Here is a 25,250-nt window from a genome sequence, read left to right as displayed (position 1 = left end):
AAGCAGTAGGAGCAGACTTGTTCTGTGACTGCGTACCTTTTGTATAATGGGTCAGCGACTTATTGTCAGTAGCAAGGTTAACCGTTTAGGGGAGCCGTAGGGAAACCGAGTCTTAATAGGGCGCTCAGTTGCTGGCAATAGACCCGAAACCCGGCGATCTATCCATGGGCAGGTTGAAGGTTAGGTAACACTGACTGGAGGACCGAACTCACTAACGTTGAAAAGTTAGGAGATGACCTGTGGATCGGAGTGAAAGGCTAATCAAGCCGGGAGATAGCTGGTTCTCCCCGAAAACTATTTAGGTAGTGCGTCATGTCTCACCCACGGGGGTAGAGCACTGTTTGGGCTAGGGGGTCATCCCGACTTACCAACCCCATGCAAACTCCGAATACCGTGGAGTGCAATCATGGCAGACAGACAGCGGGTGCTAACGTCCGTTGTCAAGAGGGCAACAACCCAGACCGCCAGCTAAGGTCCCAAATGTTAGTTAAGTGGGAAACGATGTGGGAAGGCTCAGACAGCTAGGAGGTTGGCTTAGAAGCAGCCACCCTTTAAAGAAAGCGTAATAGCTCACTAGTCGAGTCGGCCTGCGCGGAAGATGTAACGGGGCTAAAACTAGCAACCGAAGCTGCGGATGCTTTCGAGCATGGTAGGGGAGCGTTCTGTAAGCCGTTGAAGGTGTGTTGAGAAGCATGCTGGAGGTATCAGAAGTGCGAATGCTGACATGAGTAACGATAATGGGAGTGAAAAACTCCCACGCCGGAAGATCAAGGTTTCCTATTCAACGTTAATCGGAATAGGGTTAGTCGGCCCCTAAGGCGAGGCAGAAATGCGTAGTCGATGGGAAACAGGTTAACATTCCTGTACTTGTTATTACTGCGATGGAGGGACGGAGTAGGCTAGGCCAGCACGGCGTTGGTTGTCCGTGTTTAAGGTAGTAGGCTGAGAGTTTAGGTAAATCCGGACTCTTAAGGCTGAGAACTGATGACGAGTCTCATTATTGAGACGAAGTGGTTGATGCCATGCTTCCAGGAAAAGCTTCTAAGCTTCAGGTAGTAACGAACCGTACTGTAAACCGACACAGGTGATCAGGTAGAGAATACCAAGGCGCTTGAGAGAACTTGGGTGAAGGAACTAGGCAAAATGGTACCGTAACTTCGGGAGAAGGTACGCCGGCCTTGGTGATGGGACTTGCTCCCTAAGCTGAAGTCGGTCGAAGTGATCAGGTGGCTGCGACTGTTTATTAAAAACATAGTACTGTGCAAACACGTAAGTGGACGTATACGGTATGACGCCTGCCCGGTGCCGGAAGGTTAATTGATGGGGTTAGCTTCGGCGAAGCTCTTGATCGAAGCCCCGGTAAACGGCGGCCGTAACTATAACGGTCCTAAGGTAGCGAAATTCCTTGTCGGGTAAGTTCCGACCTGCACGAATGGCGTAACGATGGCCACGCTGTCTCCACCCAAGACTCAGTGAAATTGAAATCGCTGTTAAGATGCAGTGTTCCCGCGGCTAGACGGAAAGACCCCGTGAACCTTTACTATAGCTTTACACTGAACTCTGAACCTATTTGTGTAGGATAGGTGGGAGGCTTTGAAACCATGACGCTAGTTGTGGTGGAGCCAACCTTGAAATACCACCCTGGTATGTTTGGGGTTCTAACGCAGGTCCCTTATCGGGATCGCGGACAGTGTATGGTGGGTAGTTTGACTGGGGCGGTCTCCTCCCAAAGAGTAACGGAGGAGCACGAAGGTTGGCTAATCCTGGTCGGAAATCAGGAGGTTAGTGTAATGGCACAAGCCAGCTTAACTGCGAGACTGACACGTCGAGCAGGTACGAAAGTAGGTCATAGTGATCCGGCGATTCTGTATGGAAGGGTCGTCGCTCAACGGATAAAAGGTACTCCGGGGATAACAGGCTGATACCGCCCAAGAGTTCACATCGACGGCGGTGTTTGGCACCTCGATGTCGGCTCATCACATCCTGGGGCTGAAGCCGGTCCCAAGGGTATGGCTGTTCGCCATTTAAAGTGGTACGCGAGCTGGGTTTAGAACGTCGTGAGACAGTTCGGTCCCTATCTGCCGTGGGCGTTGGAAAGTTGAGAAGAGTTGCTCCTAGTACGAGAGGACCGGAGTGAACGAACCTCTGGTGTTCGGGTTGTCATGCCAATGGCATTGCCCGGTAGCTATGTTCGGACGGGATAACCGCTGAAAGCATCTAAGCGGGAAGCCTCCTTCAAGATAAGCTTTCCCTGGGATCTTGAATCCCCTAAAGGGCCGTGGAAGACTACCACGTTGATAGGCTGGGTGTGGAAGCGTTGTGAGGCGTTGAGCTAACCAGTACTAATTGCCCGTGAGGCTTGACCATATAACAGAAACGACTGATGGGTTACGAGAGAAAACGTAACATGATCAATCGACGGACTCGAGTGAGACATACACAGACTGTCCTCAGCAATTTATAGAGTAAGTAACAACTTAATTCATCACCCTATTTGGTTGCGTGAGTAGGCCCGGCAAACGCCGATAAGACCGAAAACACACCAAGCCTGTTTGCTTGACGACCATAGCGAATTGGAACCACCTGATCCCATTCCGAACTCAGTAGTGAAACGATTCAGCGCCGATGGTAGTGTGGGGTTTCCCCATGTGAGAGTAGGTCATCGTCAAGCTTCTAATCTAAACGCCCTGTAGGTTATCCTGCAGGGCGTTTTTCTTGTCTGGGTTTTATCCACGTTAGGTGGGGCTTGACGATGCACTACTCTCACACGGGGCCGCCGTTCCTGCGCATCCCTGCGCCCACGGCATTAGTGAATCCTTTCACGTCAGCCCCGCTGTTTATGTGTGGGGTTTGACTCAGGCCATCCATTGCCTTCGCCCTTCGGGTAGCCTCCGGCTATCTGAAACGGCAATCCTGCCGTTTGATCCCCATGTGAGACCGCTCCTGCGCATCCATGCGCCTGCGGCATTAGTGAATCCATTCACGTCAAGTAGGTCATCGTCAAGCTTCTAAATAAATAAGGCCCATCCTGAATAGGATGGGCCTTTTTTATTTTGAATACGCTGAATTACTTTCCCTACCTCGCACGAAGTGCCATGTGGACCCAAAGCACTCGCTGCGCTCATGGGGCCTACTAAAAGCCTCTGTTCAGTAGGAACGAGTGCTAGGGCGCCCTAGCGTCGCGATCAAAATATGCTCCTGCGATTTTGAAGTACCCTCCATCCCTGGAGGGCAAGCGATTACGAGCAGCGCTCGTAACCCACCGTAGGTCATCGTCAAGCTTCTAATCTGAAATACCCCGAATCRGCAATGGTTCGGGGTATTTTTTGTTGTAGAGAACTTGGGGATGGGTGACTGACTCTCACTCGGGTCGCCGTTCCTGCACATCTCCTCAACGGCTCCGGCGTTGCTTTAATTCCCCACGTCCGTGTGGGTTACATACGCCCACGGCCTTAGTGAGTCCGTTCACGCCAAGTAGGTTATCGCGAAACTTCTAATCTAATACGCCCATTTTATAAGATAAGTTTTCCTGTTAGTGGATTCGAGCACTTCAGCCGTCTAGTTGGCGAAGCATTTAGTTACGACGCTCCATGTTTAACGTTTTCGAGGATACCTTTTTAAAATCGTCTCAAATAGTTAATATGACTATGTAAAGAAGTGCCAACTTCTGCCAAGTCTGGTGGCTTGAGATAGGTATTTTGCTGAGGCTTGCTATACTCTGGCGGTCGATTTATGGCGGTCGATTTATGGCGGTTGGCACGACTCTCCAAACGCGCTAAAGTACGAAGTTGTATATAAAAAGAGTCTTATATATAAAATATTCGCAAGAGTGTCAGCTGAGCGGAGCCCAATAAGTAGCCGCCAGTTGAACTGATCTACGGGAGAATAATAGTGAAGATGATCAAAGGTCCCGCCTTGTTTTTGGCTCAGTTTGCCAGTGACGAAGCGCCGTTTAATACTCTGGAAAATATCGCTAAGTGGGCCGGTGGCCTAGGCTTTAAGGGTATTCAAATGCCCTCATGGGATAAGCGCCTGTTTGATTTGGAGCGTGCCGCCAGCGACCTGGATTACTGCAAAGAAGTCACTGAGACGCTTGCTAAATACGGTTTGGAGTTGACCGAGCTGTCTACTCACTTGCAGGGCCAGTTAGTGGCTGTGCACCCTGTGTACGATGAGATGTTTGATATTTTTGCGCCCGAGCATTTACACGGTAAGCCGGACGAGCGTCAAAAGTGGGCGGTCGATCAATTGTATCTGGCAGCTAAAGCCAGTAAAAACTTCGGCTTAAAGGCTCATGCGACCTTTTCCGGCGCGCTGTTGTGGCCCTTTGTTTACCCTTGGCCACAACGTCCTAAAGGCCTGGTAGAAACAGGTTTTGCCGAGCTTGGGCGGATTTGGAAGCCGATTTTGAATGCGTTTGATGAAGTGGGTGTCGACGTTTGTTACGAGCTGCACCCGGGGGAAGACCTGCACGATGGCGTAACCTTCGAGCGCTTCCTGAAAGAGGTGGATAACCATCCTCGGGCCAATATTCTTTATGATCCCAGCCACTTTATGTTGCAGCAGCTTGATTATCTGGCGTTTATTGATCGCTATCATGATCGTATTAAGATGTTCCACGTTAAAGACGCCGAGTTTAACCCGACAGCCCAGCAGGGCGTGTACGGCGGCTATGAAGGTTGGGTCGAACGTGCCGGCCGCTTCCGCTCACTGGGCGATGGCCAGGTGGACTTTAAAGGGATCTTCTCGAAGCTGACCCAATATAACTATGATGGCTGGGCTGTTATCGAGTGGGAATGCTGTATGAAACACCCCGAAGCCGGTGCGGAAGAGGGCTCACGTTTTGTTTCGGAGCATATTATCCGTATCACAGACAAAGCCTTTGACGACTTTGCCGGCGGTGAGGCCGATGAGGCCAGTAACCGTCGTATTCTGGGCTTGGGGGGTAAGTAATGGCAGCACCACGTATTCGTTTAGGTATGGTCGGCGGTGGCCGCGGCGCTTTTATCGGCGCGGTACACCGTATCGCTTCGCGCATTGACGATAAATATGAGTTAGTTGCCGGTGCGCTGTCGTCTAACCCGGAAAACGCCAAGGCCTCGGCAGAGGACTTGCTAATCGCCCCCGAGCGCTCTTACGCCTCGTATGAGGAGATGTTTAAGGCTGAAGCTGCCCGTGAAGACGGCATCGAGGCGGTAGCCATTGTTACCCCTAACCACATGCACTTTCCGGTGGCCAAAGCCGCGCTTGAGGCGGGCATTAATGTTATTTGCGACAAGCCTGTTACTCGCACGCTGGAAGAGGCGCTCGAGCTTGAGCAGCTTGTTAAAAAGTCGGACAGTTTTTTTGCCTTAACCCACAATTACAGTGGCTACCCCTTGGTACGCTATGCTCGTGAAATGGTCGAGCGCGGAGATCTGGGTAATATTCGGCTAGTACAAGTTGAGTACCCTCAAGAGTGGTTGACCGAGGCGCAAGGCGACGATAACAAACAGGCCTCCTGGCGTACCGATCCGGCGCGTTCGGGCGCGGGTGGTTGTTTGGGTGACATTGGTACCCATGCCTTTCAGTTAGCACGCTTTATCAGCGGTCAAAAAGTCAGCTCGGTGTGCGCCGACTTAACCGCTTTTGTCCCAGGACGTCAAGTAGACGACAATGTGCACGTTATGATGCGCTTTGAGAACGGCGCCAAGGGGTTGTTATGGACGAGCCAGGTGGCTCCCGGCTGCGAAAATGGCCTGCGCATTCGAATTTATGGCGATAAAGCGGGCTTGGAGTGGGCTCAGGAAACGCCCAATGAGTTATGGTTGACGCCGCTATTTGCTCATCACCAACGAATTACACGGCGCAATGATAATATCGACAGTGATATTGCGGCTCGCGGTATTCGCATTCCCCAGGGGCACCCGGAAGGTTACCTTGAGGGCTTTGCAACGGTTTACAGCGATATTGCTGAAGTGCTTCAGGCAAAACGCGATGGCAAAAAAATCGATATAGAAAGCTGGATCCCCGGCATCGAGACCGGAGTAGAAGGCCTCAAGTTTATTTCCGCTGTGATTGCGTCATCCGAGGCGGACAGCCGCTGGACCGCACTGTAATATAGAGCCATCACCGAGCGTCTTGGCGCCCGGTGATTGATATAACAATAACCAAAGAAACACCAAAGGTTGAAGACTATGACAGAAGTCCACCGCACTAAAATATTTACGGCCAGCTGCGTCGCGCTGATCGTTACCGCCATGACCTTTGCCATTCGCGCCGGAATTCTTGGCGATCTGGCATCGAGTTTTGATTTGTCCAACACCCAACTAGGTTACATTAACGGTATCGCCTTTTTGGGCTTCCCCGTCGCCATGATGTTTGGCGGTTTGATCTATAACTTTTTGGGCCCTAAAAAGTTATTGGCCATTGCTTTTTTCTGCCACGCCATTGGTCTTGTGATGACCATGACGGCGACTGGCTTTTGGACCTTGATTTTGTCGAGCTTTTTTATTGGCTTTGCCAACGGTTCGGTTGAGGCGGCGTGTAACCCGCTCATCGCCGAGCTGTACCACGATAAAAAGACCGTCATGCTCAATAAGTTCCACGTTTGGTTTCCCGGCGGTATCGTGATTGGTTCGTTGGTGTCGCTGGTGCTTAGCAAGTTTGGTTTTGGCTGGCAAATGCAGATCGCCTCAATGTTATTGCCCACGGCGATTTATGGCTATTTAGTGTTTGTGGAAGCGTTCCCGGCTCTGAATCACTCTGAAACCTCTACCGCCAATAACGTTAAAGCATTGGCATCACCACTGTTTATTTTTATGATTTTCTGTATGACGCTCACAGCCGTTTCGGAGTTTGGTACGTCTCAGTGGATCGATAAAATTCTAAGCGCTTCAGGTGCGCACCCAATGGTTATTTTGGCCATGGTGACGGGGTTGATGGCGGTGGGACGTTATTTTGCGGGCCCGATCGTGGAGGCGCTGAACCCGGCTGGGGTCTTGCTGGCTTCGGCTGTTGTCGCGACCATTGGTATTTATGCTCTAAGCGTTACCAGCGGCGCGTTGGTGTATGGTGCCGCCATTCTGTTTGCATTGGGGATCACTTACTTCTGGCCTACCATGATCGGTTTTGTCAGTGAATACCTGCCCAAAACCGGTGCCCTGGGGATGTCTTTGATGGGCGGTGCCGGCATGTTTTCGATGAGCATTTGGAACCCGGTAGTCGGCGGGTGGCTCGACGATGCGAAAGCCGAAGCCGTGGCGACAGGGTTAGTGGGGCCAGCCGCCGAATTGGCAGCGGGTCAAGCAACTTTGGCGCAACTGGCTATGTTTCCGGCCGTCTTGATTATTGCGTTCGGCTTTTTGTTTGTGATCCGCAAAAAGTTGGTAAAAGGTGAGATTAAGGCCGAGCCACTGGCTGATTGAGGTGGTAAATCTCTGGTGTCGGAAGTCTGACGTCAGATGCAAAATAAAAAGGCGAACCTTAAGGTTCGCCTTTTTTGTGATGCTAACGCTACAGCCATAAACGTATCTGACCGTTATCGAGGCAAAGCCAAGAAAGTATTTGTGACCGTCCAGCCACAAAAAAGCCCCACTTAAAAGCAGGGCTTTCTATTAGTATTCGATGTCAGGCTTCAGACATCAGACTTTCCGTCATTTTATCGCGTCCCGTAAACCACCATGGTTTTACCTTTTACGTCGACCAAACCCTGTTCCTCCAGAGTTTTTAATACTCGTCCCACCATTTCGCGAGAGCACCCCACGATACGGCCGATTTCCTGACGGGTAATTTTAATCTGCATGCCGTCTGGGTGAGTCATAGCATCGGGCTCTTTACATAAATCGAGCAGCGTGCGGGCCACACGGCCGGTAACATCCAAGAAGGCCAGGTCGCCCACTTTACGGGTTGTGTTGCGCAGGCGGCGCGCCATTTGTGAGCTAAGAGAGAACAAGAACTCTGGATGCTCTTCCGCTACTTCTTGAAATTTTGCGTAGCTTATTTCAGCTACTTCACATTCTGATTTTGCGCGAATCCAGGCGCTACGAGAGTCTTCGCTGTCAAACAGGCCCATCTCGCCAAAAAAGTCGCCATCATTTAAGTAGGCGACAATCATTTCACGTCCTTCATCGTCTTCGATCAGAACGGTTACCGAACCTTTGACGATGTAATATAGGGAATCGCTTTTGTCTCCCGCGTAAATAATGGTGCTTTTGGCGGGGTAGCGACGGCGATGACAATGGATGAGAAAGTCATCAACATTGGTTATGTGCGGTGTAAGTGAGGCGGCGCTCAAAGTGCTACTCCTGACAATAGATGTCTCAAAATCGGTGCCTCATTATGCCGGTAAACGAACAAAGTGCCAAATTCGGCTATTAAGAGTCTTCAATGTTTGTGATCCAGTTATAAAGCATCGATAAAAGTTTACTTTTTGCTATAGATTAATGAAGCTTTCGACGACAAGTATAGTCAAAGATAGGATTGTGGTAATCTTGCCGCCCAATTAAAAGGGTGTGTCGGCGGGCATTGGGCACCACACACACATCACGAGCGGATTGAAAGAGGCAAGTAACATGCAAGCGACAGTCAAGTGGGTCGATGGCGCCCAATTCTTGGGCGAATCGGGTAGCGGCCACAGTGTGGTTATGGACGGCCCGGAGGACCATGGTGGCCGTAATACCGGCGTGCGCCCGATGGAGATGCTACTGTTAGGTTTGGGTGGCTGCTCAACATTTGATGTTGTCAGTATCCTCAAAAAAACCCGTCAGGCAGTAGGAGATTGTCGCGTTGAGATTACCGCTGAACGCGCCGACGCCGTACCGGCGGTATTTACTAAAATCCACCTCCATTTTTTGGTGGCGGGCACTGACTTGAAAGAAAAGCAGGTGGCGCGAGCTGTAGAGTTGTCTGCCACTAAGTACTGCTCAGCCTCAATAATGTTAGAAGGAGCCGGGGTAGAAATCACCCACGATTACGAGATAGTAGAGAGCGCTGAGGCTTGAGCCGCCGTGCTTCAGGCCTCTGACACCAGACGGTGGACTGCCTCTATCAGATGTAATAACTCGCTTTCGTCATAGCCTTAGAGGTTAGCGTCATCAAGGCCTTGACCGGCCCCGGAAACCGGATGCCGCCCGCTTCTAGCGCGGTGTGGGCGTGGCGAGCCTCGTCATCCAGCATCGTCTCTACGATAGCGCGAGATTTCACATCGGCGGCGGGCAGGCTTTTAAGGTGTGACTCTAAATGTTTGCACACTTGTTGCTCGGTTGCGGCGACAAACCCAAGGCTGACCTTATCGCCAATTAGACCCGCCGTGGCGCCTATGGCAAAGGAGGCGCCATACCACAATGGGTTTAGGTAGCTGGTGTGGCTGTTGAGCTCGGTAAGGCGAGTCTGACACCAGTGTAAGTGGTCCTCCTCCTCGGTAGCGGCTTCGCGCATTTGCTCGCGTACATCGGGCAACTGTGCTGTTAGCGCCTGACCTTGATACAGCGCCTGAGCGCACACTTCCCCGGCATGGTTAACCCGCATGAGCCCCGCTGCATGGTGGCGTTCGGCCTTATTTAGCTCGTTCTCGGGTAGGGCTTGCGCCGGCGTTGGCCGAGCGGCATGAGGCCTGCCACCGGCTAAGGCCTGAAGCAATCCGTCTGCACGAATAATAAATTGGTCAAGGGGCGAAAATCGAGTCTCTGCCATAGATAACCTCTGGAGTAAGCGTGACGGCGCTTTACCGTTGTCAGTTGCTTTAGCGGAATTGTAACGTGGATTGTGCTGCTTGGCAGTATCGGAGCGCTTAGCGATGTCACGGAAACGTGAAATTCGCTTGCCTGACTGCGCTTGGCGCCTGCCTATGGCTGCGACCGCTGGCGTGAAGATACTTGCGTGGTCGCGCTAACACTGGCAGGATTTGCGCAACCTTCAAGGAGATCGAGTGTGCAAGATACATCGGATATCAATCAGATCATGGATGCCAGCATTCCGCTGGTGGTGTTGGAAACCTACGAAGAAAAGAAGGCCGAGGACATGCTCTTGCGCGTTGCCCGACAGCGCTCGGCACGTCTTGCACGCTGGAGCTTGACGGACGGCTTATCGACGCTAGGCTTTGGCCCGCAGCTCGCCGCCAAAGAAACGCGCCTAAATGAGCCGGTTGAGCTGCTGCGCCATATCAAATCCGCAAACGAGGCGTGCATCTATCTGCTGTGTGATTTTCACCCGTTCTTAGACGAGCAGCCCGAGATAGTGCGACTGATCAAAGACATTGCCCTTAACCACTTGGCCGTCCCTCACACCTTAATATTTATTAGTTATCGTTTGGCTCTACCCAAAGAGCTCTCCCGTTACGCATCGACGTACACTATGGCACTGCCTAACGATGATCAGATTATGCAGATTGTTCGCGACGAGGCGCGGCGCTGGTCACAAAAGCACGGCGATACCCGAATTCGTACCGACAATGTCACCTTAAAGAAGTTGGTTGCGACCCTGCAGGGCATGAGCGCAAGCGACATTCAGCGGCTGGTACGCGCGGCTATTTGGGATGATGGCGCGATTTCGGCCGACGATCTACCACGCCTTAACCGCAGCAAGTTTCAAATGCTGGATCTGGAGGGCATCGTCAGCTTTGAGCAAGAGGTAGATAGTTTTGCCAATGTGGGAGGGCTGCATAACCTAAAACAGTGGCTCGAGTATCGCCGTGAAGTGTTTTGCAAAGAGGGCGAGGTTGCCGACCGGCCCAAGGGTATGTTGTTGCTCGGTGTACAGGGCGGCGGTAAAAGCTTAGCGGCAAAAGCCGTTGCCGGTATGTGGGGGTTGGCGCTGTTGCGGCTCGATATGGCGGCGCTGTACAACAAATATATCGGAGAAACCGAGCGTAACTTGCGCGAGGCGCTCCAGCTGGCGGATGCGATGTCACCCTGCGTGTTGTGGATGGACGAGATCGAAAAAGCCATGAGCCCCGATGGTAACGACAGTGGCGTCGCCCAGCGCTTGTTGGGCACTTTGTTAACCTGGATGGCCGAGCGGCCCAGCCGGGTGTTTATTGTCGCTACCAGCAACGATATCAGCCGTTTGCCACCAGAGCTAATCCGTAAAGGCCGCATGGATGAAATCTTTTTTGTGGATTTACCCGATGCCGACGTACGCGAAGAGATTTTTGCGATTCATTTACGCAAGCGAGGCTTTAACCCTGCTGAGTTTGACTTGGAGCAACTTGCGGCGGCAAGTGAGGGGTTTAACGGCGCGGAAATCGAGCAAGCGGTTGTGGCTGGGTTATTTCAGGCTGATACCGAAGAAAGGGGGCTGGACACTGCGGCTCTTATGTCCGCCTGCGCCACTACCAGCCCGCTGTCGGTGGTCATGGCTGAGCAAATCGCCAGGCTTCGCTCCTGGGCGGCTGAGCGCACGGTGCCGGCTTGAGGTGCCGCAACGCCCCGTGGCGGCTTGGGTGCAGGCTTTGGATGATTCTTTTGCTGTGCCTGAGTGGGTGCGCCGATCCAACGTCACTAGCGCCCTTGGCGCCAAGCGCCCGGATATTGGCATTTGGTGACAGCTTAACCCGAGGGACGGGCGCGGGCGCCGGGCAGAGTTACCCGGAGCATCTCGCCCGTTTGTTGAGTCGTGATGTTGTTAATGCCGGTGTTCCGGGGGAGGTGTCGGCCGAGGGACTGCGGCGTTTACCGGATGTACTGGCGGCAGAGCAGCCCGATTTATTGCTGCTGTGCCATGGTGGCAACGATATTTTGCGCGGATTAGACAAAGCCCAGCTGCAAACTAATCTGCAAGCGATGATTGATATGGCGCGGGCGCAGAGTATCCCCGTGGTGCTCATTGCCGTGCCGCAGCGTTCGTTGTTGTTGCGCGCAGAACCCTTATATAAAGCCCTTGCGGAGGAAAATGACGTTCCTTTGTTGGATGATGTAGTGGCCGACGTATTGGGCGAGTCCAAGTGGCGCTCGGACCGGATTCACCCCAATGGCAAGGGCTATGAGCGTATCGCGCTAGCCGTTCAGACAACCCTGGCCGAGGCGGGCGCGCTCTAGTTTAGGGTTGCGCGAAGCGGGCATCTAAACTTAGGCTTGTGCTTAATTTTGTGCCATAAGCCTATGAAATTTCACGGCATTTGCCGTACGGAGCTAGCTGTATTAGACTCTCAAAAGCTTGATAATCGGCGTTCTGTACAAATGGCTGATTAACGCGTCATCCAAGGATCTATATTGGCGATAAGCCTGGGAAAACGCTCAAGGATTGGAATACGCTTAAGGACTTGCCGCGTTCTAATCGCCTCGACACGTTTTTCTAATGACATAGGGATCTGGTAATGGCTTACCTGTACCGTAGGGATACTGACCTACGATTTCCAGTTGCTGCCCATCACATGGTAGGCTCGCTTGCCGGTAAAGTTGATACTTTTATCGACAATCCCTATATATCACGCCGACATTTGTCGATTGAATGGAACGGCCAGCACTGGCAAATTAAAGACCTCAGCCGCAATGGTACCTGGGTTAACGGCAAGCGAATCGCCAGCGGAGATTATATTCCGCTTACCGTGGGTGACCTTGTTCAGCTCGCCGGCGAAGACGGCGTCGCCTTAATAGTCGAAAATCTTGCCCCGCCGTGTGATTTGTTACTGCCCATGGGGCAGGGCCGCGACCTGAGTAAGGCTATTGAGCTGCAGGCAGTCAACCTGATTCCCAGCGAGCAAAGCCCCGAGTGGTACGTCGAGCAGGATTCCAAAACCGCTCAGTGGCAAGCGCAGCGTATTATTTCACCGCAAGCGCCCCAGGCACTTAGTCATAACGATATTATCGAGTGTCGCGAAGGCTCCTGGCAGCTGTTTTGCGCCCGCGATTATGCCCCCACCATCGAAAAGCGCACCGCCGACGCCTGCATTACCGATAGCTATCTGAAGTTTGATGTTAGCCTCGATGAAGAGACGACGGATCTCGATGTGGTGAGCGCGGAGGTGAGCCATAACCTGGGTATTCGCGCTCACAACTACCTTTTGTTGCTGTTAGCTCGCCATAGAGTAGATGACATCGCCCGGGGCTTAACCAGCTGTAATCAGGGGTGGGTGCCTAACGAGCTGTTGGTGCGCGAACTGGGTCTGGAGCCTGGTCATCTAAACATCCAAATTTATCGCGCCCGGCAGCAGCTGGCCAAAGTTTTGCCACACATTAACCACGAAAAGTTTGTCGAGCGCCGCGGCACCACACTGCGATTAGGCTGTAGTCAGTTTACTATCGTTAAAGGCGGTAACGTCGAATATCAAAGTTTGGATAGCAAAACCCGCCCGATTATCATACCTAGATGACCACTCACCCCCTGCACACCGATACTGTTATCGCCAGCCGATACCGCATTGAGCGTATTATTGGGCAGGGCGGAATGGGGCAGGTTTACCTGGCTTGGGATGAACAGCTTGAGCGTCGGGTGGCCATTAAGCGCTTGCGAGAAGACGGAGCTAACGCCGATCACTTAGAGCGACTTCAGCGCGAGGCTAAGTTCCTTGCCAAGTTAAATCACCCGTGTATTGTGCAAATCTACGACTTTATCGAAGAGCCCGGTGGTTGCTCGTTAGTGATGGAGTATGTCGAGGGAGCTAACCTCGCTCACACGTTGCGTGAAGCGTGCCCATCTACCTCAGAGCGATTGCAGTGGCTGCACGAGATAGCCGCAGGCTTAGCGTGTGCCCATACCGCCGGCATTCTGCACCGCGATTTAAAACCCGAAAACATTATTATCAACCGCGCCGGTCACGCCAAGCTGACGGATTTTGGTATTGCTCGCGAGCTGGGTAAAGAGACGGAGTTAACCCAAGCCGTTATCGGTAGCTACGCGTTTATGTCGCCCGAGCAAATAACCGGCGAGTCGCTGGATTTTAGAAGTGACCTTTTCTCGTTTGGTCTGGTTGCCTATTACGTATTATTTAATGCGCATCCTTTTGGCACGACCAACAATGCGCTTAAGTTACTGCAGGATATTACTCATACGCCTTTAAATGTCATAAACCTCGAAGAGAACGGACTGCCCCCCGAGCTTGTGCAATTGTTGGCGGGGCTTTTAGCCAAGCAACGCGAGCAGCGCCCACAAAGTAGTCAGTTTGTGTGCGATACCTTAAACGGAATTTATCAATACGACTTAACCACGCGCGAATCAGAAAATTGGACTCAGGTGCCGGCACCCGTGAACAACGATGTCCGCGCAACGTTGGATTTACCGGAGAATTATCACGCGCAACTGTTGCCGCCACCGGCATCACGACGGCGTAAGTGGCCCGCTCTTTTAGGGGCGGCAGCCGTGGTGATTGTTGCGACGGTTGTCGCTGTTGTCTATTTTCCTTTCACGCCACAGGCTCAGGCCGTCGCGGTGTTACCCCCCACACTGGCCGCAGACAATGTTCCCGCAGGTGAGTTGCGAACTATCTCGGGTACGGTGTATCAGGCAGCCACGGAAGGCGCTTTACGTGTGCCGTACCTGGATTTAATTCCACGTTTTGAGGTGGAAGGTTTCAGCGGTAGCCCGCAAGATTTGTTAGCGGCCGTTGGCGCCCGTGAGCTGATTACCTCCAGCGTTTATTGTGAGCGTGCCTGGTGTGATATTACTCTTAATCGTCTGGCGGCTAATGCGGACGGGGCCCGTTTAACCATGCAGGCAAGTGTTACCTATCGAGCCTTAACCGAGCACTATGGGGTGCTTGCCGAGAGCGTTTATCAGCACGTGCATCAGCTTTATGATTACCGCGATGAGCGAACCATTCAATTACCCGACGAGCAGGACTACAAAGTTTTTGTCGATCAGTATCAACACTACGGTGAGAGTGGCGCTAACCAAAATCAGTTGGCACAGCTTGAATCCCTAGCGGGCAATTCGCAAGAGTGGTCTAGCGTGCAAACGCTGTATCGCGAAATTGCACTGGACTTGTATCACGACACCGGCAACAGTGATTACCTTACTCGACTTAAACAATTTTTACCCTCGGCCCGTCACGCTGAGACCGAGGGGCAGATGCTTAATCAATTTGCGTTGGCACGTGCCCAGCGAGATTATGACGCCGCGCGGGCGTTTATTCCCGAGTTTGAAGCGCTGGGCACCAGTCCGTTAAAACTGGCCGAAACCAAAGGTTTGTTGGCGCTTACCGAGGGCGAATATCAGGCCGCGGTGGATCACTTTGATAACGCTCTAAAACTACGCCCCAGCGCGCAGAATCATTTTCGTTTATCAATGGCTCACTGGTTAACGGGAAACGTCGGCGCGGCTTGGGCGCATATTGATAAAGCTCACAGCCTCAACCCCGGCGATCATAAAACCACAAGTTTTCGCGGCTTGATTGCGTTGTGGGAAGGGCGGTTACCCGAGGCACGCGACGCGTTTGATCAGGTTTTGCAAAGTGAGAGAACCGCTATTGTGTTGAATAATTTGGGCTTGGTTTATATGCTCGAGCGGCAATATTCCAAGGCGCAATCGCTGTTCACAGAGTCGCTGTCGCGCGCGCCGGGTGACCCGCAGGGTTTGCTGAATTCAGCGGATACTACGCTCTTAATGAAGGACTCCAGTGCCCGTCAGCAATACTTGCAATTGCTCGAGGTCACGGAGGGTAATACGGATGTTATGTCGCTGCGTGCTAGGGCTCAGGCGTTGGCGCAACTCGGGCACTTCAAAGCGGCCCTAGAGGCATATCAACAGGTGCGAGAGTTGGACCCAAACAGTGGCGATACGCATTATGTCGGGGCGTTAGTGTACAGCTTGGCTGGCGAGCATATTTCGGCGCAATTGGCGGCGCAGGAGGCGTTAAGTACTGGTATGGGGGCTGTGTGGTTCTCGATGCCTTGGTTTGCATCGCTGTGTGGGCAAGGACTGTTTGCGTCGGAGACCGGGAGCGCCGCTACAGGCTGTCCAGCAGCACAGTAGGGCACTCACATGCTTTACGTAAAAATAACCTAGGGTCCTGGCGGACGTCCTATTCGGATACCCGGGTCGGGCGAGTTAAACAGCAGTACTTCACCGGATTTTAGGTTTTCGCATTGGGCTGTAAAGCGAAAGTCCACGGTTTCGCTGTTGTCGTTAAAATCGTGGATCGTCAGTGTCAGTACTTGGCCGTCGGCCGAGACCTTTGGCTCGATGTTATGCAGGTTATCTTCCTGGCCTGGCTCGTACTGGATGCCGTCTCCAGCAAAGCTCCAGCGGCATTTTTTGCTTTGGGCTCCCTCGGCTATGTGAAACACCAAAACCGCACGCTCATAACGCTCTTGATAGGGCTCCGATTCTGGCTCAAAGCGTACCACCATCTCTTTAACCTTGGTCGCTTTGCCGTTATAAATTGCTTCTAGTTTCCAGTCCCTGGCTTTGCCATCACTGGGTGTTTTGGGGGTGATGTCGAATACCCCGATTGCCGCGCCGCCGATTGGCACATTGACGTGCCCCGGAGCATCGATTGGACCATTGTCTTTCTTTGACATGTTAAACCATCCTGTGAATTGTCAGTCGTGTTATGTGTTCCGTCACCCTATAACGATAGACGTACGCTCAAGCTCAGAGTACGGGGCCGGGTGATGGTATCAAAGCGACCTTGTGGGCCGTACACACTTTCGTGGCGCCCGCTGGTAATCGCTCGCTCGTCGGTGAGGTTGGTTGCATCGAGCGCCCAGTACCAATTGCCCCACTGCGCGCCTACGTGAGCGTTCAGCATGGTAAACCCGGGTAGGCGTTCGTAATCGGCCATGGTGTCGTTCAGCGCGGTGGTAATCTCACCAAGAGACATCACTGATACTAGAGTATCTAACTGAAAAGCGTCAAATTGATGTTGTCCGTCGAGTCCAATGTGCCACTGCTCTTTGGGTGATCCCGGCAAGCGATCGCCCGATTCACCCGTCACCACCGTACCAACGATATCATCGGCCGGCGTGCGCAACGTGGCTTCGTTGTAAGCGGCGCCCCAGGCCAGGCCCCAGCTTTCGGTTAGGTTAAAGCGGCCTTCCAGCTCTACCCCAAGCGAGCGCGCCGTGCCGGCATTAACCGTGACGAGGTAGTTGCTCTCCCACGCCGTTTGTTGAATGTCTTGCCAGTCGATGGCGTAAATGCTGGCGTTGAGCGTGGCGCTTTGCCACAAATCGCCCGATAAAAAGCCCAGTTCGTAATGCTCGGCATAATCAGGTTGATAGCTGCGGTTGTTTTCAATGTACGTGGGTAGGGCGTTACTGCCGCCGCGGCGAAAGCCTTCAGAGTAAACGCCATACAAGCGTGAGCCGAACGATACTTGATATTGCGCGCTGGCTTTCCAGAGAAAACCCTTGTCACTTTCATGATCGTCGTTACAGTAAAATGTTGGTGGCTCGTCAAATAGCGCGTCGTACATTGGGATCGCTGAGCAGATTTCTAAATCATCTTGCTGCTCGTAGTAGCGCCCACCTAGCGTGACCTGCCACTGCGGATTTATATGATACGTCGATTCGCCAAACAAAGCGGACTCGCTTAGCTGCTCCTGCTGTACTGCGTAATAATCACGAGGCTCATTGACGCCTTGAAATTCGTCGAACCCGGGGGCTAGGTCGACGATATCACCATTTACCTTGTCTTCACTGTAAAACACGCCCAGCAACCATTGCAGTTGAGGGGCGTTATCGCGCGACGCCAGACGCAGTTCGGTACTGCTTTTGGTGACGTCAAAGTCGCTGAGAGTAATGGCTCGGAAGTCCTCGTAGGCACCGTAATAAGCTGGGTCATAGCCCAATAAGTAATCGGTCTGGTCGGCTTCACTTTGGGTGGTGTAATCGTAGCGGCTGTGAATCGCCGTGGCCTCAACATGTTCAAACTCATAGTGCGCTGAGATGCTCGTCATTTCTACTTTAGTGTCGGCCGGTTGCAGGTAGCGACTTGAAGCCCCATAGGGGTCATCGGTAAAGGGTTCATTGCTGGCTTGGCGGTCGCCGACAAAGCGATCCTGATAGTGGTAGCTGGCGTCCAGAGTCAAGGCATCGACTGGCTTCCAACGAAGACTTAGGCGAGCTTGCTTGCCCTCTTCATCGTTAATGTCTTTCTGAGTGCCACTTAGCAGGTAATTATTATCGATGAACCCGGCAACCTCGTCTTGGCGGAGCACAATCCGCGCCGCGGCTTTACCGTTGGCGATGGGCAGATTGCTGATCAGCCCTACCGCGTGACCCAAATCATCACTGTGCGCTGTGCTGCTGGCACTGGCATTAAGTTCGGTGGCAAATTCGTTTAAGTCAGGCTTAACCGCCTCATAGCGGACCACACCTGCGAGCGAGCTGCTGCCGTACAAGGTGCCCTGCGGCCCTTTTAGTACTTCCACTTGCTCTAAGTCTAATAGCTGTAAATCCGGTGGTATAAAGCCTCCGGGTAACGGAATGTCGTCTAGGTAGCGCGTTACGCTGCCACCGTCGCCGCCCAGGTCATTAGCGTCCACACCGGCAAATCGCAATCCGCGAATCACCAGTGGGCTCGGGTTGCGGCTGCCGGTATCAATCATATTAAAACCCGGCGTATTGCCCGCCAGAGTTTGCAAAGACAGAGGCTGCTGGTGTTCGAGCCATTGCTGGTTAAATACCGAGACGGAACCCGCAAAGTCGTTGCGGTTTTGCGTGCGCTTGCTTGAGGTTACCGTGATTTCTTCGATGCTCGGGTTGGCATGACTCGGGCTGCTCGACTCATCCGCTGCCAGTGTATTGGTTGTCAAAGGTAAAGAGAGGGCGATGCAAACGGCCAACCGCCGTTTTAAGCCTGGAGCCCCATGATCATTGGGGCTGATTATTTTGTTAAAACACTGAGCGGTTGAATGGTAACGATGGGCTTGGTTTACAGCCTTCACGGTTTGGGTCCTTGTTTTTTGGCGGGTTGATGTTTTGATCAGTTTATCTCCAGCTGGATATAGTGAGTCAGGCGCCAGCATTTGGCAACCGTTGATGCATCTGCACACAAGGTTGCTCGATTGAGCGATTGTCTGAAGTCTATTTGCAATGTGGCGAAATGACTGGCGGGAGCGGGAGGAGGTTACCGGGCAAGTATAAAAAAACCCCACGGTTTAAGGTGGGGTTTTAAAAGTGTAACCGCAGGTGTTTTGCGTTATAAAGCGCTTACCGTGCAATACACCAACGTTAGCCTTTTAGTTACAGCTGCGTTCCAGCGACCAGGCGTTGTCCCAAGCCCAGCCAGTGCCTGGAGCGTAAGGCCCGCCCGTACTACACCAGCCGCTTACATTACAGCTGTACTCGCTGCCGCCGTTTTGCACCAGCGCGCCGTTAGCGTAAGCGCTGCCGTCAACATAGTTGGCAGAGGTGCAATCGCCCGAGGTGCTGCTTGAGCTGCTTGAGCTTACCGACGAGACGCTAGATGAGCTCACTGATGATGAGCTGCTCGAGCTGCTCGAGCTGGACGATGATACCGGGCTGCCGGTACAGGCGCCTAAGTCTAACCAGACACCATGATCGTCAGAGTTTTCGGCAGGGTTTGCTCCCTGTGTCCACCACTTCGCTTGATAGCGATTGTCTAAGTAGCTGACTTGATCCGAGCCGGTGTATACGCTGCTGCTGTTCCACTCGGTGAGCCCTGCACAAGTATCGTTGGAGTCACTTGACGAGCTGCTGGACACGCTGCTTGATGAGGAACTTGAGCTGGAGCTGGACGTAGAACTGGAGCTATTACCGCTGCCATTGCCGAAGTCTACATCGATACATTGATAAAACCCTTCAGCGGCGTCGCGCTCCCAATCGCGCTGCCAAACGCTGTACACGATATGACGGCCGGTACGGTAGGGCAGATCGACGTTATGGGTTGATACTGCTTCTTGATCTGCACGGCCGGAGTCGTGAATCAATTCCAGGTCGTCCCAGCGCAAAGGTTGCGTTAAATCGTGACCTTCACGCGTAATGTAATAGCGAAAGTACATGGTTTTGTGTGCGGCGGTGTTGGTCCACACAAAATCTAGCGGGCCTGGGGTTACGCTTGTTGCAGGCCAGTCGGTACGGTTTAGATCCATACCCGCCAGGTTGCTGCGGCCAACGCTACACAACTGCCCGTCGGCGATGTAATCCCGGTGGTCATCACGTACGCCGCCAACGGCGACTTCCTGTGGAGTGTATAAACCGCCATTACCAGCGGCTTTTGCCGCGATACACGCCGGTAGACTAGGGTTCTCGATTCCGTCTTCTTTACATTGAATCACTCGGCTTTTGGGTGATGATACATACCCGTGAGCCGTGGCATCGACGGCTGACAGCAGCGCGACAGAGCTGGTAACCATTGCCGCAAAGGCCACAGCGCCTTTTGAGCGTTTAAATGTACTGACTTTACCGGTTAGGGTGTGTTTTTTATTGGTGTGCATGTTGTCTCCTCTGGGATGACTTTTTTATTGGGTTTCCTGGTGGAACGGTTACTCAACCTCAGCAACTTTTTATACCAACTAAAAGCAACGACGATATTTGACATTCTGTACATCGTGCTTCAGCGCTAGATAGTAGCGCAGTATGTTACTAAATACCATAATTCTTGGTGTTAACTGCTTCACATTTGGTACTAACTTTCATGGCGGGCGGGACGGCTTAAAGGATAGGGCGGCTATACCTTTAGGCTTTTCGCCTTCTAAGGCTTTGATAAATAAGCGGTTACCCCTCTTTTTAAATTAAGAGCCGCTCGGCAGGCGGTTATTGCGCTGATGCATCGTTTTTGCTGTACCAGTAGGCTTGGTAGTTATGCCCACAATCATTGCCAACGCGTACAATCGCCCAAGGCTGGAGGGTATACTGGTGCGCAGGCGCGGCGTTATAGCCTTAGTGCGCTGTCGTTAGCAATGCACACCCATAAAAAGCAATACGAGTTAAGGAGCTGCGTTTGTGAAGGAGAGTATCTGTGTTTTTTTATGGTGTTTGTCCGGTGCTTTTGTATCAGTTGCCCTGTCGGGGTGCGATAAAAACGCCGGGCGCGATCAACTTCGCTCGGCTGAGTTGCTCGCGCCTTGCGAGCGTAAAGCTGACGAAACCCCTTTGGTAAGCGGTGCCGAATGTGGCTACCTAACCGTGCCGCTAACGCGAGAGCAGCCTGATAACACCATTGAGCTATACATTAAACGCTGGCCTGCCATCAGCGCCGCCCCCGAGGCGGACCCGCTGTTTGTCATCGCCGGAGGCCCGGGACAATCGGCAACAGACATCGCCGATATGTTGGCGGGCTCGTTCTATGAGCTGCGTAAAAAGCGCGATATTGTATTTGTCGATCAACGCGGCACCGGTCAGTCGAGCCCATTGCACTGCGAGCTCAGCGAATCCAATCAGTTACTTGGTCACTCTGCTGCCGCGACCGAGGAAAGCATTGCTCAGTATCGAAAGTGTGCTAATACGCTGGCCGATCGCGCGCCCCACTATACAACCACAGCGGCGGTCGACGATTTGGAGGCGGTGCGGCAGGCGCTGGGTTATTCGCGTATCAATGTATGGGGAGGCTCTTATGGCACCCGGGTTATTTTGGCGTACCTGGCACATTACCCACAATCATTACGGGCGGTGGTTATGGATGGGCTCGCGCCGGTGCAACTGGCGATGCCCTACAACATTGGCGCCGAAGCCAACCGCGCGCTGCAGCGTGTGGCCGATCAGTGTTTGGCGCTGCCGGCGTGTGCTGAGCGCTATGGCGATAGTGTTGCGGCAGCAGAGCAGGCTGCCTCGCGCTTGCGGGCGGCGCCAGTCACACTGAGTATTGACCACCCGTTGACGGGGCTCGCCACGCCTTTGCTGCTGGACGATAGCAAGTTGGCCGGCCTGGTGCGTTTCAGCTTGTACGATCGCCTAGCCAGCCGCCTGCTTCCGGCGGCACTGTCGGCGGCGGCACAAGAGGATTATCGGCTGGTAGCCAGTTTAATTACCCGTATTTCGGACAGTGCCCATTCCCCAAATTTGGCGCTTGGCATGCACATGACGATTCTGTGTAACGAAGATGCCGGCGTATCGCCGAGGCCCAGTAGCGCTGATTTTTTAGGGGTAGACCTGGCGGCACCGGTTGCGCGTATTTGTGAGTTTTGGCCCAAGGCCGATATCGCTCCAGAGTTTTATCAGCCCGTTCAAAGTGATGTGCCGGCGCTGTTGTTGTCGGGGGAGCGCGACCCCATTACACCGCCACGCTGGGCTGGGGAGGTGGCCGAGGGATTGAGTAACGCTACCGTATTAAGCGCCGCCGGTGCACATCACGGAGTCACCCAGGTTGGTTGCAGCGCCCGGGTAATTGCGGAATTTATTGCCGAGACGCACGTGGGTGATAACACTGCAGCGTGCCTGAAAAACATAAAGCCACTATCGCCTTATTTATCGGCACCTGAGCAAGAGCAGGGGGGGGAGGCGTTATGATCAAAATCGATAATATCAGCAAGCGTTTTGACAATGTCGTGGCGCTGGATCAGGTATCGCTGAGTATCAATGACGGTGAAATTGTTGGCCTGCTCGGACTTAACGGCGCGGGTAAGTCCACCTTAATGCGGCTTATGTACGGTTTGCTTTCGCCTTGCGAGGGGAGTATTACCGTTGACGGGGTAAACGTTGCACAACAGCCCGATATCGCACGGCGTCAGTTGGGCGTGTTACCAGATAACGCGGGGCTCTATAAGCGGTTAACTGCAAGAGAAAACATCGAGTACTTTGCCCGTTTGCAGGGCATGCCAGAGGCGGCCATTCCATCGGCTTGTGATAGCTTGATTGAATTGCTGGGTATGGAGTCGATCGCTACGCGTTATGCCGATGGTTTCTCTCTCGGCGAGCGCATGAAAACCGCATTGGCTCGGGCTATTGTTCACGATCCCGCGCATATCTTACTGGACGAGCCCACCAACGGGCTGGATGTTATTACCACCCGCGCCGTGCGCCGTTTGCTGCATGCGCAAAAAGCGGCGGGCAAAAGTGTGTTGTTTTCAAGCCACCTTATGTACGAGGTCGAGAACTTATGTGACCGGGTGGTTGTGATTGCCGGAGGCCGCATTGTTGCCGATGGCTCGGTTGCCGAGGTGGTGGAACAAAGCGGGCGCACCAGCCTGGAAGAGGCTTTTGTACAGCTCTCTACGATTAAGGAGCATCAGCATGTGGCGCACGCTTAAAGCCGTTTTTTATAAAGAGTTGATCGATGCCGTGCGTGATAAACGCGCCTTACGGTTAGCGTTTTTACCGCCGATTTATATGGTGGTCTTTTTTTCTTTGGGCATTGGTTTTGCCATTCATTTGCAAAAAGAAGGAAACAGCAATATCCAGTTGCATGTAACTGGCCATGCGCCGGAACTTGTGGCTTGGTTGGAAGAAAACCAGATCGTGGTGAAGCCGCATGCAGGAGACTTATACCACGCAGTTGCCACGGGCGAGCTCGACATGGGGCTAACGATGCCCGCCGAGCCTCGTGCTGCTGGGGTTAAAGCACCACTGCCGGTCACCTTGGTGTACAACGCCGCCAATCAAAATGTGCATGGCCCGCTGGGGCGGGTGCGCAATCTTATTTACCAGTACTCATCGCGCAATGCCGCCATTAATGTGATGGCTCGGGGATTAAGCCCTGAACTGATAAGCCCCGTGAGTATTCGCGAAACTAACGTCGCCAGCGAACAGCAAATGGGGGGGCTGATTTTGGCCGGTGTACCGCTGCTATTATTAATGAGTGCGATGATGGGCAGTATGGGGTTCTCGGCTGATATGACCGCCGGGGAGCGCGAGCGGCGCTCGCTGGAGCCACTACTGATTAACCCGACTCCCTCAAGTGTCATTATTGTGGGTAAATGGCTGGCGGCTGTGTGCCTAACGCTGAGCGTGGTGGTGTTAACCCTGTTGTTGATGAGTATCGCCTTAGCTTTACTGCCATTTAATGAAATGGGGTTTCGGGTTGAGGTGGGGGTGAGCGCGATACTCGCCATCTTTTGGGCGTTATTGCCGGTGGCAATGATTGCCGCAGCGCTGCAACTGGCGCTGGGTATTTTGTCGCGCTCTTTTAAAGATGCACAAACCTACATGAGCTTACTGGTGTTACTACCGATGATTCCGTTTTTTATAGTTATGACCAGCCCAGGTATTTTTTCCAGCTGGCAGCTGTGGGTGCCATTGCTTGGGCACCAATCGGTACTAAAAGCTTTGCTGCTGGGAGAGGGCGCCCCTGCGTGGGCCTTTAGCGCTTTTTGGTTGTCAGCTTTGCCGATTGTGGCAGCGGCGCTGTGGTTTGCCGGCCGGCAATTGCGGCGGGCTAAAATTATTTATGGTTAATCGAGCGAGCCGGCCTCGGAGCCTGACGTTGGCTGCGCTACTGTGCGCGGCCGGTTTATTGCCGGGTTGCTATTACTGGCGCTCGGCCGCGACACCCATGGCTGTGCAGGTGTACTGCCGGGCACTGGATTATCAAGTAACCACAACACAGCAGTGCCCCATAGCCCCGGACGCTATCGTAATGTTGCCGGGAATTGGCGACAGTATGGATCGCTTTTACCAAGAGGGGCTGATTGCTCAACTGCGCAATGCGAACTTGCCCTTGGATGTCTTAGTGGCCGATGCGCACTTTGGCTACTACCGCGATCGTACACTCTTGTCGCGCTTACAGCAGGATGTGATCGACCCGGCTAAGGCTGCGCGCTACCAGCAAATACATTTTGCCGGTGTGTCGTTAGGTGGCTTTGGCAGTCTGCTATACTGGCGCGACTCAGACGCCTGGCGCCCGGCGTCTTTGAGCTTATTAACCCCTTATTTGGGTGAGCCTGAGTATTATCAATATAAGCTGGCCGGTCATGAGGGTGAGCCTGCTCAGCAGCTGGAGACCGACAAGAACCTATGGCCCTGGCTGGAGCAGCAACCTCCGTCAGAGCGCCAGCACTGGTATTTGGGGCTGGCTCGCTCGGGTAAGTTTTACCCACCGGGGCAAGCGCTGGCAAACATGCTGCCCGCCCGCCACGTAGTGAGCGTTGAGGGCGAGCACAACTGGCAAGCATGGCGGTCGATGTGGCCACCTTTGCTGGATGCTATAAAACGCGATTTTTACCCCCAAGAGCCCGGCTCTTAGCGGACATTAACGACGACATCTGAGGTACCCATGACCGATACGTTTGCGCTGGACGGTACAGAGTTTATTACCCTGGCAAACCTGTTAAAAGTGGAGGGCTGGGTCGAAAGTGGCGCAGTTGCAAAGCAAGTGATCGACGCCGGCATGGTTAGTGTGGACGGTGTTATTGAGACCCGTAAGCGCTGCAAACTGGTGCCGGGGCAGCGCATAGAATTTAATGGCGAAGCCATTGTGATTGCAAAATAAGGCGCACA

18 protein-coding genes and 2 rRNA genes (1 of these 20 running past the window's edge) are annotated in these 25,250 nt (G+C 53.1%); 15 read left to right on the top strand and 5 right to left on the bottom strand.

Features of this window, described 5'->3' with window-relative positions; genetic code table 11:
• From SD69_RS13945 to SD69_RS13925, 5 genes are all read left to right on the top strand, one after another.
• Positions 1-2,367, top strand: a 23S ribosomal RNA gene (locus SD69_RS13945); it begins 518 nt to the left of the window's first position.
• A 188-nt stretch (positions 2,368-2,555) separates the two neighbouring features.
• Positions 2,556-2,671, top strand: a 5S ribosomal RNA gene (rrf, locus tag SD69_RS13940).
• 1,226 nt (positions 2,672-3,897) lie between these two features.
• Positions 3,898-4,953 (top strand): sugar phosphate isomerase/epimerase family protein, encoded by a 1,056-nt coding sequence (locus SD69_RS13935; RefSeq protein ID WP_332307924.1) that lies wholly within the window; start codon positions 3,898-3,900, stop codon positions 4,951-4,953.
• Positions 4,953-6,098, top strand: a complete 1,146-nt coding sequence (locus SD69_RS13930; protein ID WP_041523691.1) for a Gfo/Idh/MocA family protein — start codon at positions 4,953-4,955, stop codon at positions 6,096-6,098. The genes SD69_RS13935 and SD69_RS13930 overlap by 1 nt, the downstream gene beginning before the upstream one ends.
• Before the next feature lie 78 nt (positions 6,099-6,176).
• A complete protein-coding gene (locus SD69_RS13925; RefSeq protein ID WP_041523690.1) occupies positions 6,177-7,406 on the top strand; it encodes an MFS transporter in 1,230 nt (409 codons plus the stop codon).
• A gap of 233 nt (positions 7,407-7,639) precedes the next feature.
• Here the strand turns inward: SD69_RS13925 and crp are convergent, their stop codons facing one another.
• A complete protein-coding gene (crp, locus tag SD69_RS13920; RefSeq protein WP_041523689.1) occupies positions 7,640-8,275 on the bottom strand; it encodes a cAMP-activated global transcriptional regulator CRP in 636 nt (211 codons plus the stop codon).
• 277 nt (positions 8,276-8,552) lie between these two features.
• Between crp and SD69_RS13915 the strand changes: the two genes are divergently transcribed.
• Positions 8,553-8,981: an OsmC family protein gene (locus tag SD69_RS13915; RefSeq protein ID WP_041523688.1), complete on the top strand. Its 429-nt coding sequence runs from the start codon at positions 8,553-8,555 to the stop codon at positions 8,979-8,981.
• Positions 8,982-9,027: 46 nt separating this feature from the next.
• Here the strand turns inward: SD69_RS13915 and coq7 are convergent, their stop codons facing one another.
• A complete protein-coding gene (gene coq7 / locus SD69_RS13910) occupies positions 9,028-9,672 on the bottom strand; it encodes a 2-polyprenyl-3-methyl-6-methoxy-1,4-benzoquinone monooxygenase (protein WP_041523687.1) in 645 nt (214 codons plus the stop codon).
• 237 nt (positions 9,673-9,909) lie between these two features.
• Here coq7 and SD69_RS13905 point away from each other — a divergent pair, with 237 nt between their 5' ends.
• The 4 genes from SD69_RS13905 to SD69_RS13890 all read left to right on the top strand — a co-directional run bounded on the left by SD69_RS13905 (position 9,910) and on the right by SD69_RS13890 (position 15,885).
• Positions 9,910-11,391, top strand: coding sequence for an AAA family ATPase (locus tag SD69_RS13905; protein ID WP_157471695.1), 1,482 nt, complete (start codon positions 9,910-9,912; stop codon positions 11,389-11,391).
• 41 nt (positions 11,392-11,432) lie between these two features.
• Positions 11,433-12,014, top strand: coding sequence for a GDSL-type esterase/lipase family protein (locus tag SD69_RS13900; protein ID WP_041523686.1), 582 nt, complete (start codon positions 11,433-11,435; stop codon positions 12,012-12,014).
• Between the two features lie 335 nt (positions 12,015-12,349).
• A complete protein-coding gene (locus SD69_RS13895) occupies positions 12,350-13,288 on the top strand; it encodes an FHA domain-containing protein (protein WP_052481174.1) in 939 nt (312 codons plus the stop codon).
• Positions 13,285-15,885: a serine/threonine-protein kinase gene (locus tag SD69_RS13890; protein WP_041523685.1), complete on the top strand. Its 2,601-nt coding sequence runs from the start codon at positions 13,285-13,287 to the stop codon at positions 15,883-15,885. The genes SD69_RS13895 and SD69_RS13890 overlap by 4 nt, the downstream gene beginning before the upstream one ends.
• Before the next feature lie 29 nt (positions 15,886-15,914).
• Here the strand turns inward: SD69_RS13890 and SD69_RS13885 are convergent, their stop codons facing one another.
• The 3 genes from SD69_RS13885 to SD69_RS13875 all read right to left on the bottom strand — a co-directional run bounded on the left by SD69_RS13885 (position 15,915) and on the right by SD69_RS13875 (position 20,314).
• Positions 15,915-16,433, bottom strand: coding sequence for a DP-EP family protein (locus SD69_RS13885; RefSeq protein ID WP_041523684.1), 519 nt, complete (start codon positions 16,431-16,433; stop codon positions 15,915-15,917).
• Between the two features lie 47 nt (positions 16,434-16,480).
• Positions 16,481-18,802 (bottom strand): TonB-dependent receptor, encoded by a 2,322-nt coding sequence (locus SD69_RS13880; RefSeq protein ID WP_198144104.1) that lies wholly within the window; start codon positions 18,800-18,802, stop codon positions 16,481-16,483.
• A gap of 294 nt (positions 18,803-19,096) precedes the next feature.
• Positions 19,097-20,314 carry a lytic polysaccharide monooxygenase gene (locus SD69_RS13875; protein WP_041523683.1) on the bottom strand — a complete coding sequence of 406 codons (1,218 nt, stop codon included), beginning with the start codon at positions 20,312-20,314 and terminating at the stop codon, positions 19,097-19,099.
• A gap of 508 nt (positions 20,315-20,822) precedes the next feature.
• Here SD69_RS13875 and SD69_RS13870 point away from each other — a divergent pair.
• Genes SD69_RS13870 through SD69_RS13850 form a run of 5 tightly spaced genes read left to right on the top strand, consistent with a single transcriptional unit; the run spans position 20,823 to position 25,242 of the window.
• Positions 20,823-22,325 (top strand): alpha/beta fold hydrolase, encoded by a 1,503-nt coding sequence (locus SD69_RS13870; protein WP_084591584.1) that lies wholly within the window; start codon positions 20,823-20,825, stop codon positions 22,323-22,325.
• Positions 22,322-23,065: an ABC transporter ATP-binding protein gene (locus SD69_RS13865; protein ID WP_041523682.1), complete on the top strand. Its 744-nt coding sequence runs from the start codon at positions 22,322-22,324 to the stop codon at positions 23,063-23,065. Before SD69_RS13870 ends, SD69_RS13865 begins: the two co-directional genes overlap by 4 nt.
• Complete coding sequence (locus SD69_RS13860; RefSeq protein WP_041523681.1) at positions 23,049-24,209, top strand: ABC transporter permease; 1,161 nt, start codon at positions 23,049-23,051, stop codon at positions 24,207-24,209. Before SD69_RS13865 ends, SD69_RS13860 begins: the two co-directional genes overlap by 17 nt.
• A 28-nt stretch (positions 24,210-24,237) precedes the next feature.
• Complete coding sequence (locus SD69_RS13855; RefSeq protein ID WP_052481172.1) at positions 24,238-24,996, top strand: hypothetical protein; 759 nt, start codon at positions 24,238-24,240, stop codon at positions 24,994-24,996.
• Between the two features lie 30 nt (positions 24,997-25,026).
• Entirely contained in the window at positions 25,027-25,242 is a 216-nt protein-coding gene (locus SD69_RS13850; protein WP_041523680.1) for an RNA-binding S4 domain-containing protein, read from the top strand.
• Positions 25,243-25,250: the final 8 nt, after the last annotated feature.

This window comes from Gilvimarinus agarilyticus (assembly GCF_000832015.1).
GTDB classification, from domain to species: domain Bacteria; phylum Pseudomonadota; class Gammaproteobacteria; order Pseudomonadales; family Cellvibrionaceae; genus Gilvimarinus; species Gilvimarinus agarilyticus.
The sequence above is the reverse complement of the archived record's forward strand: the minus strand, read 5'-3'. Positions and strand labels throughout refer to the sequence as shown.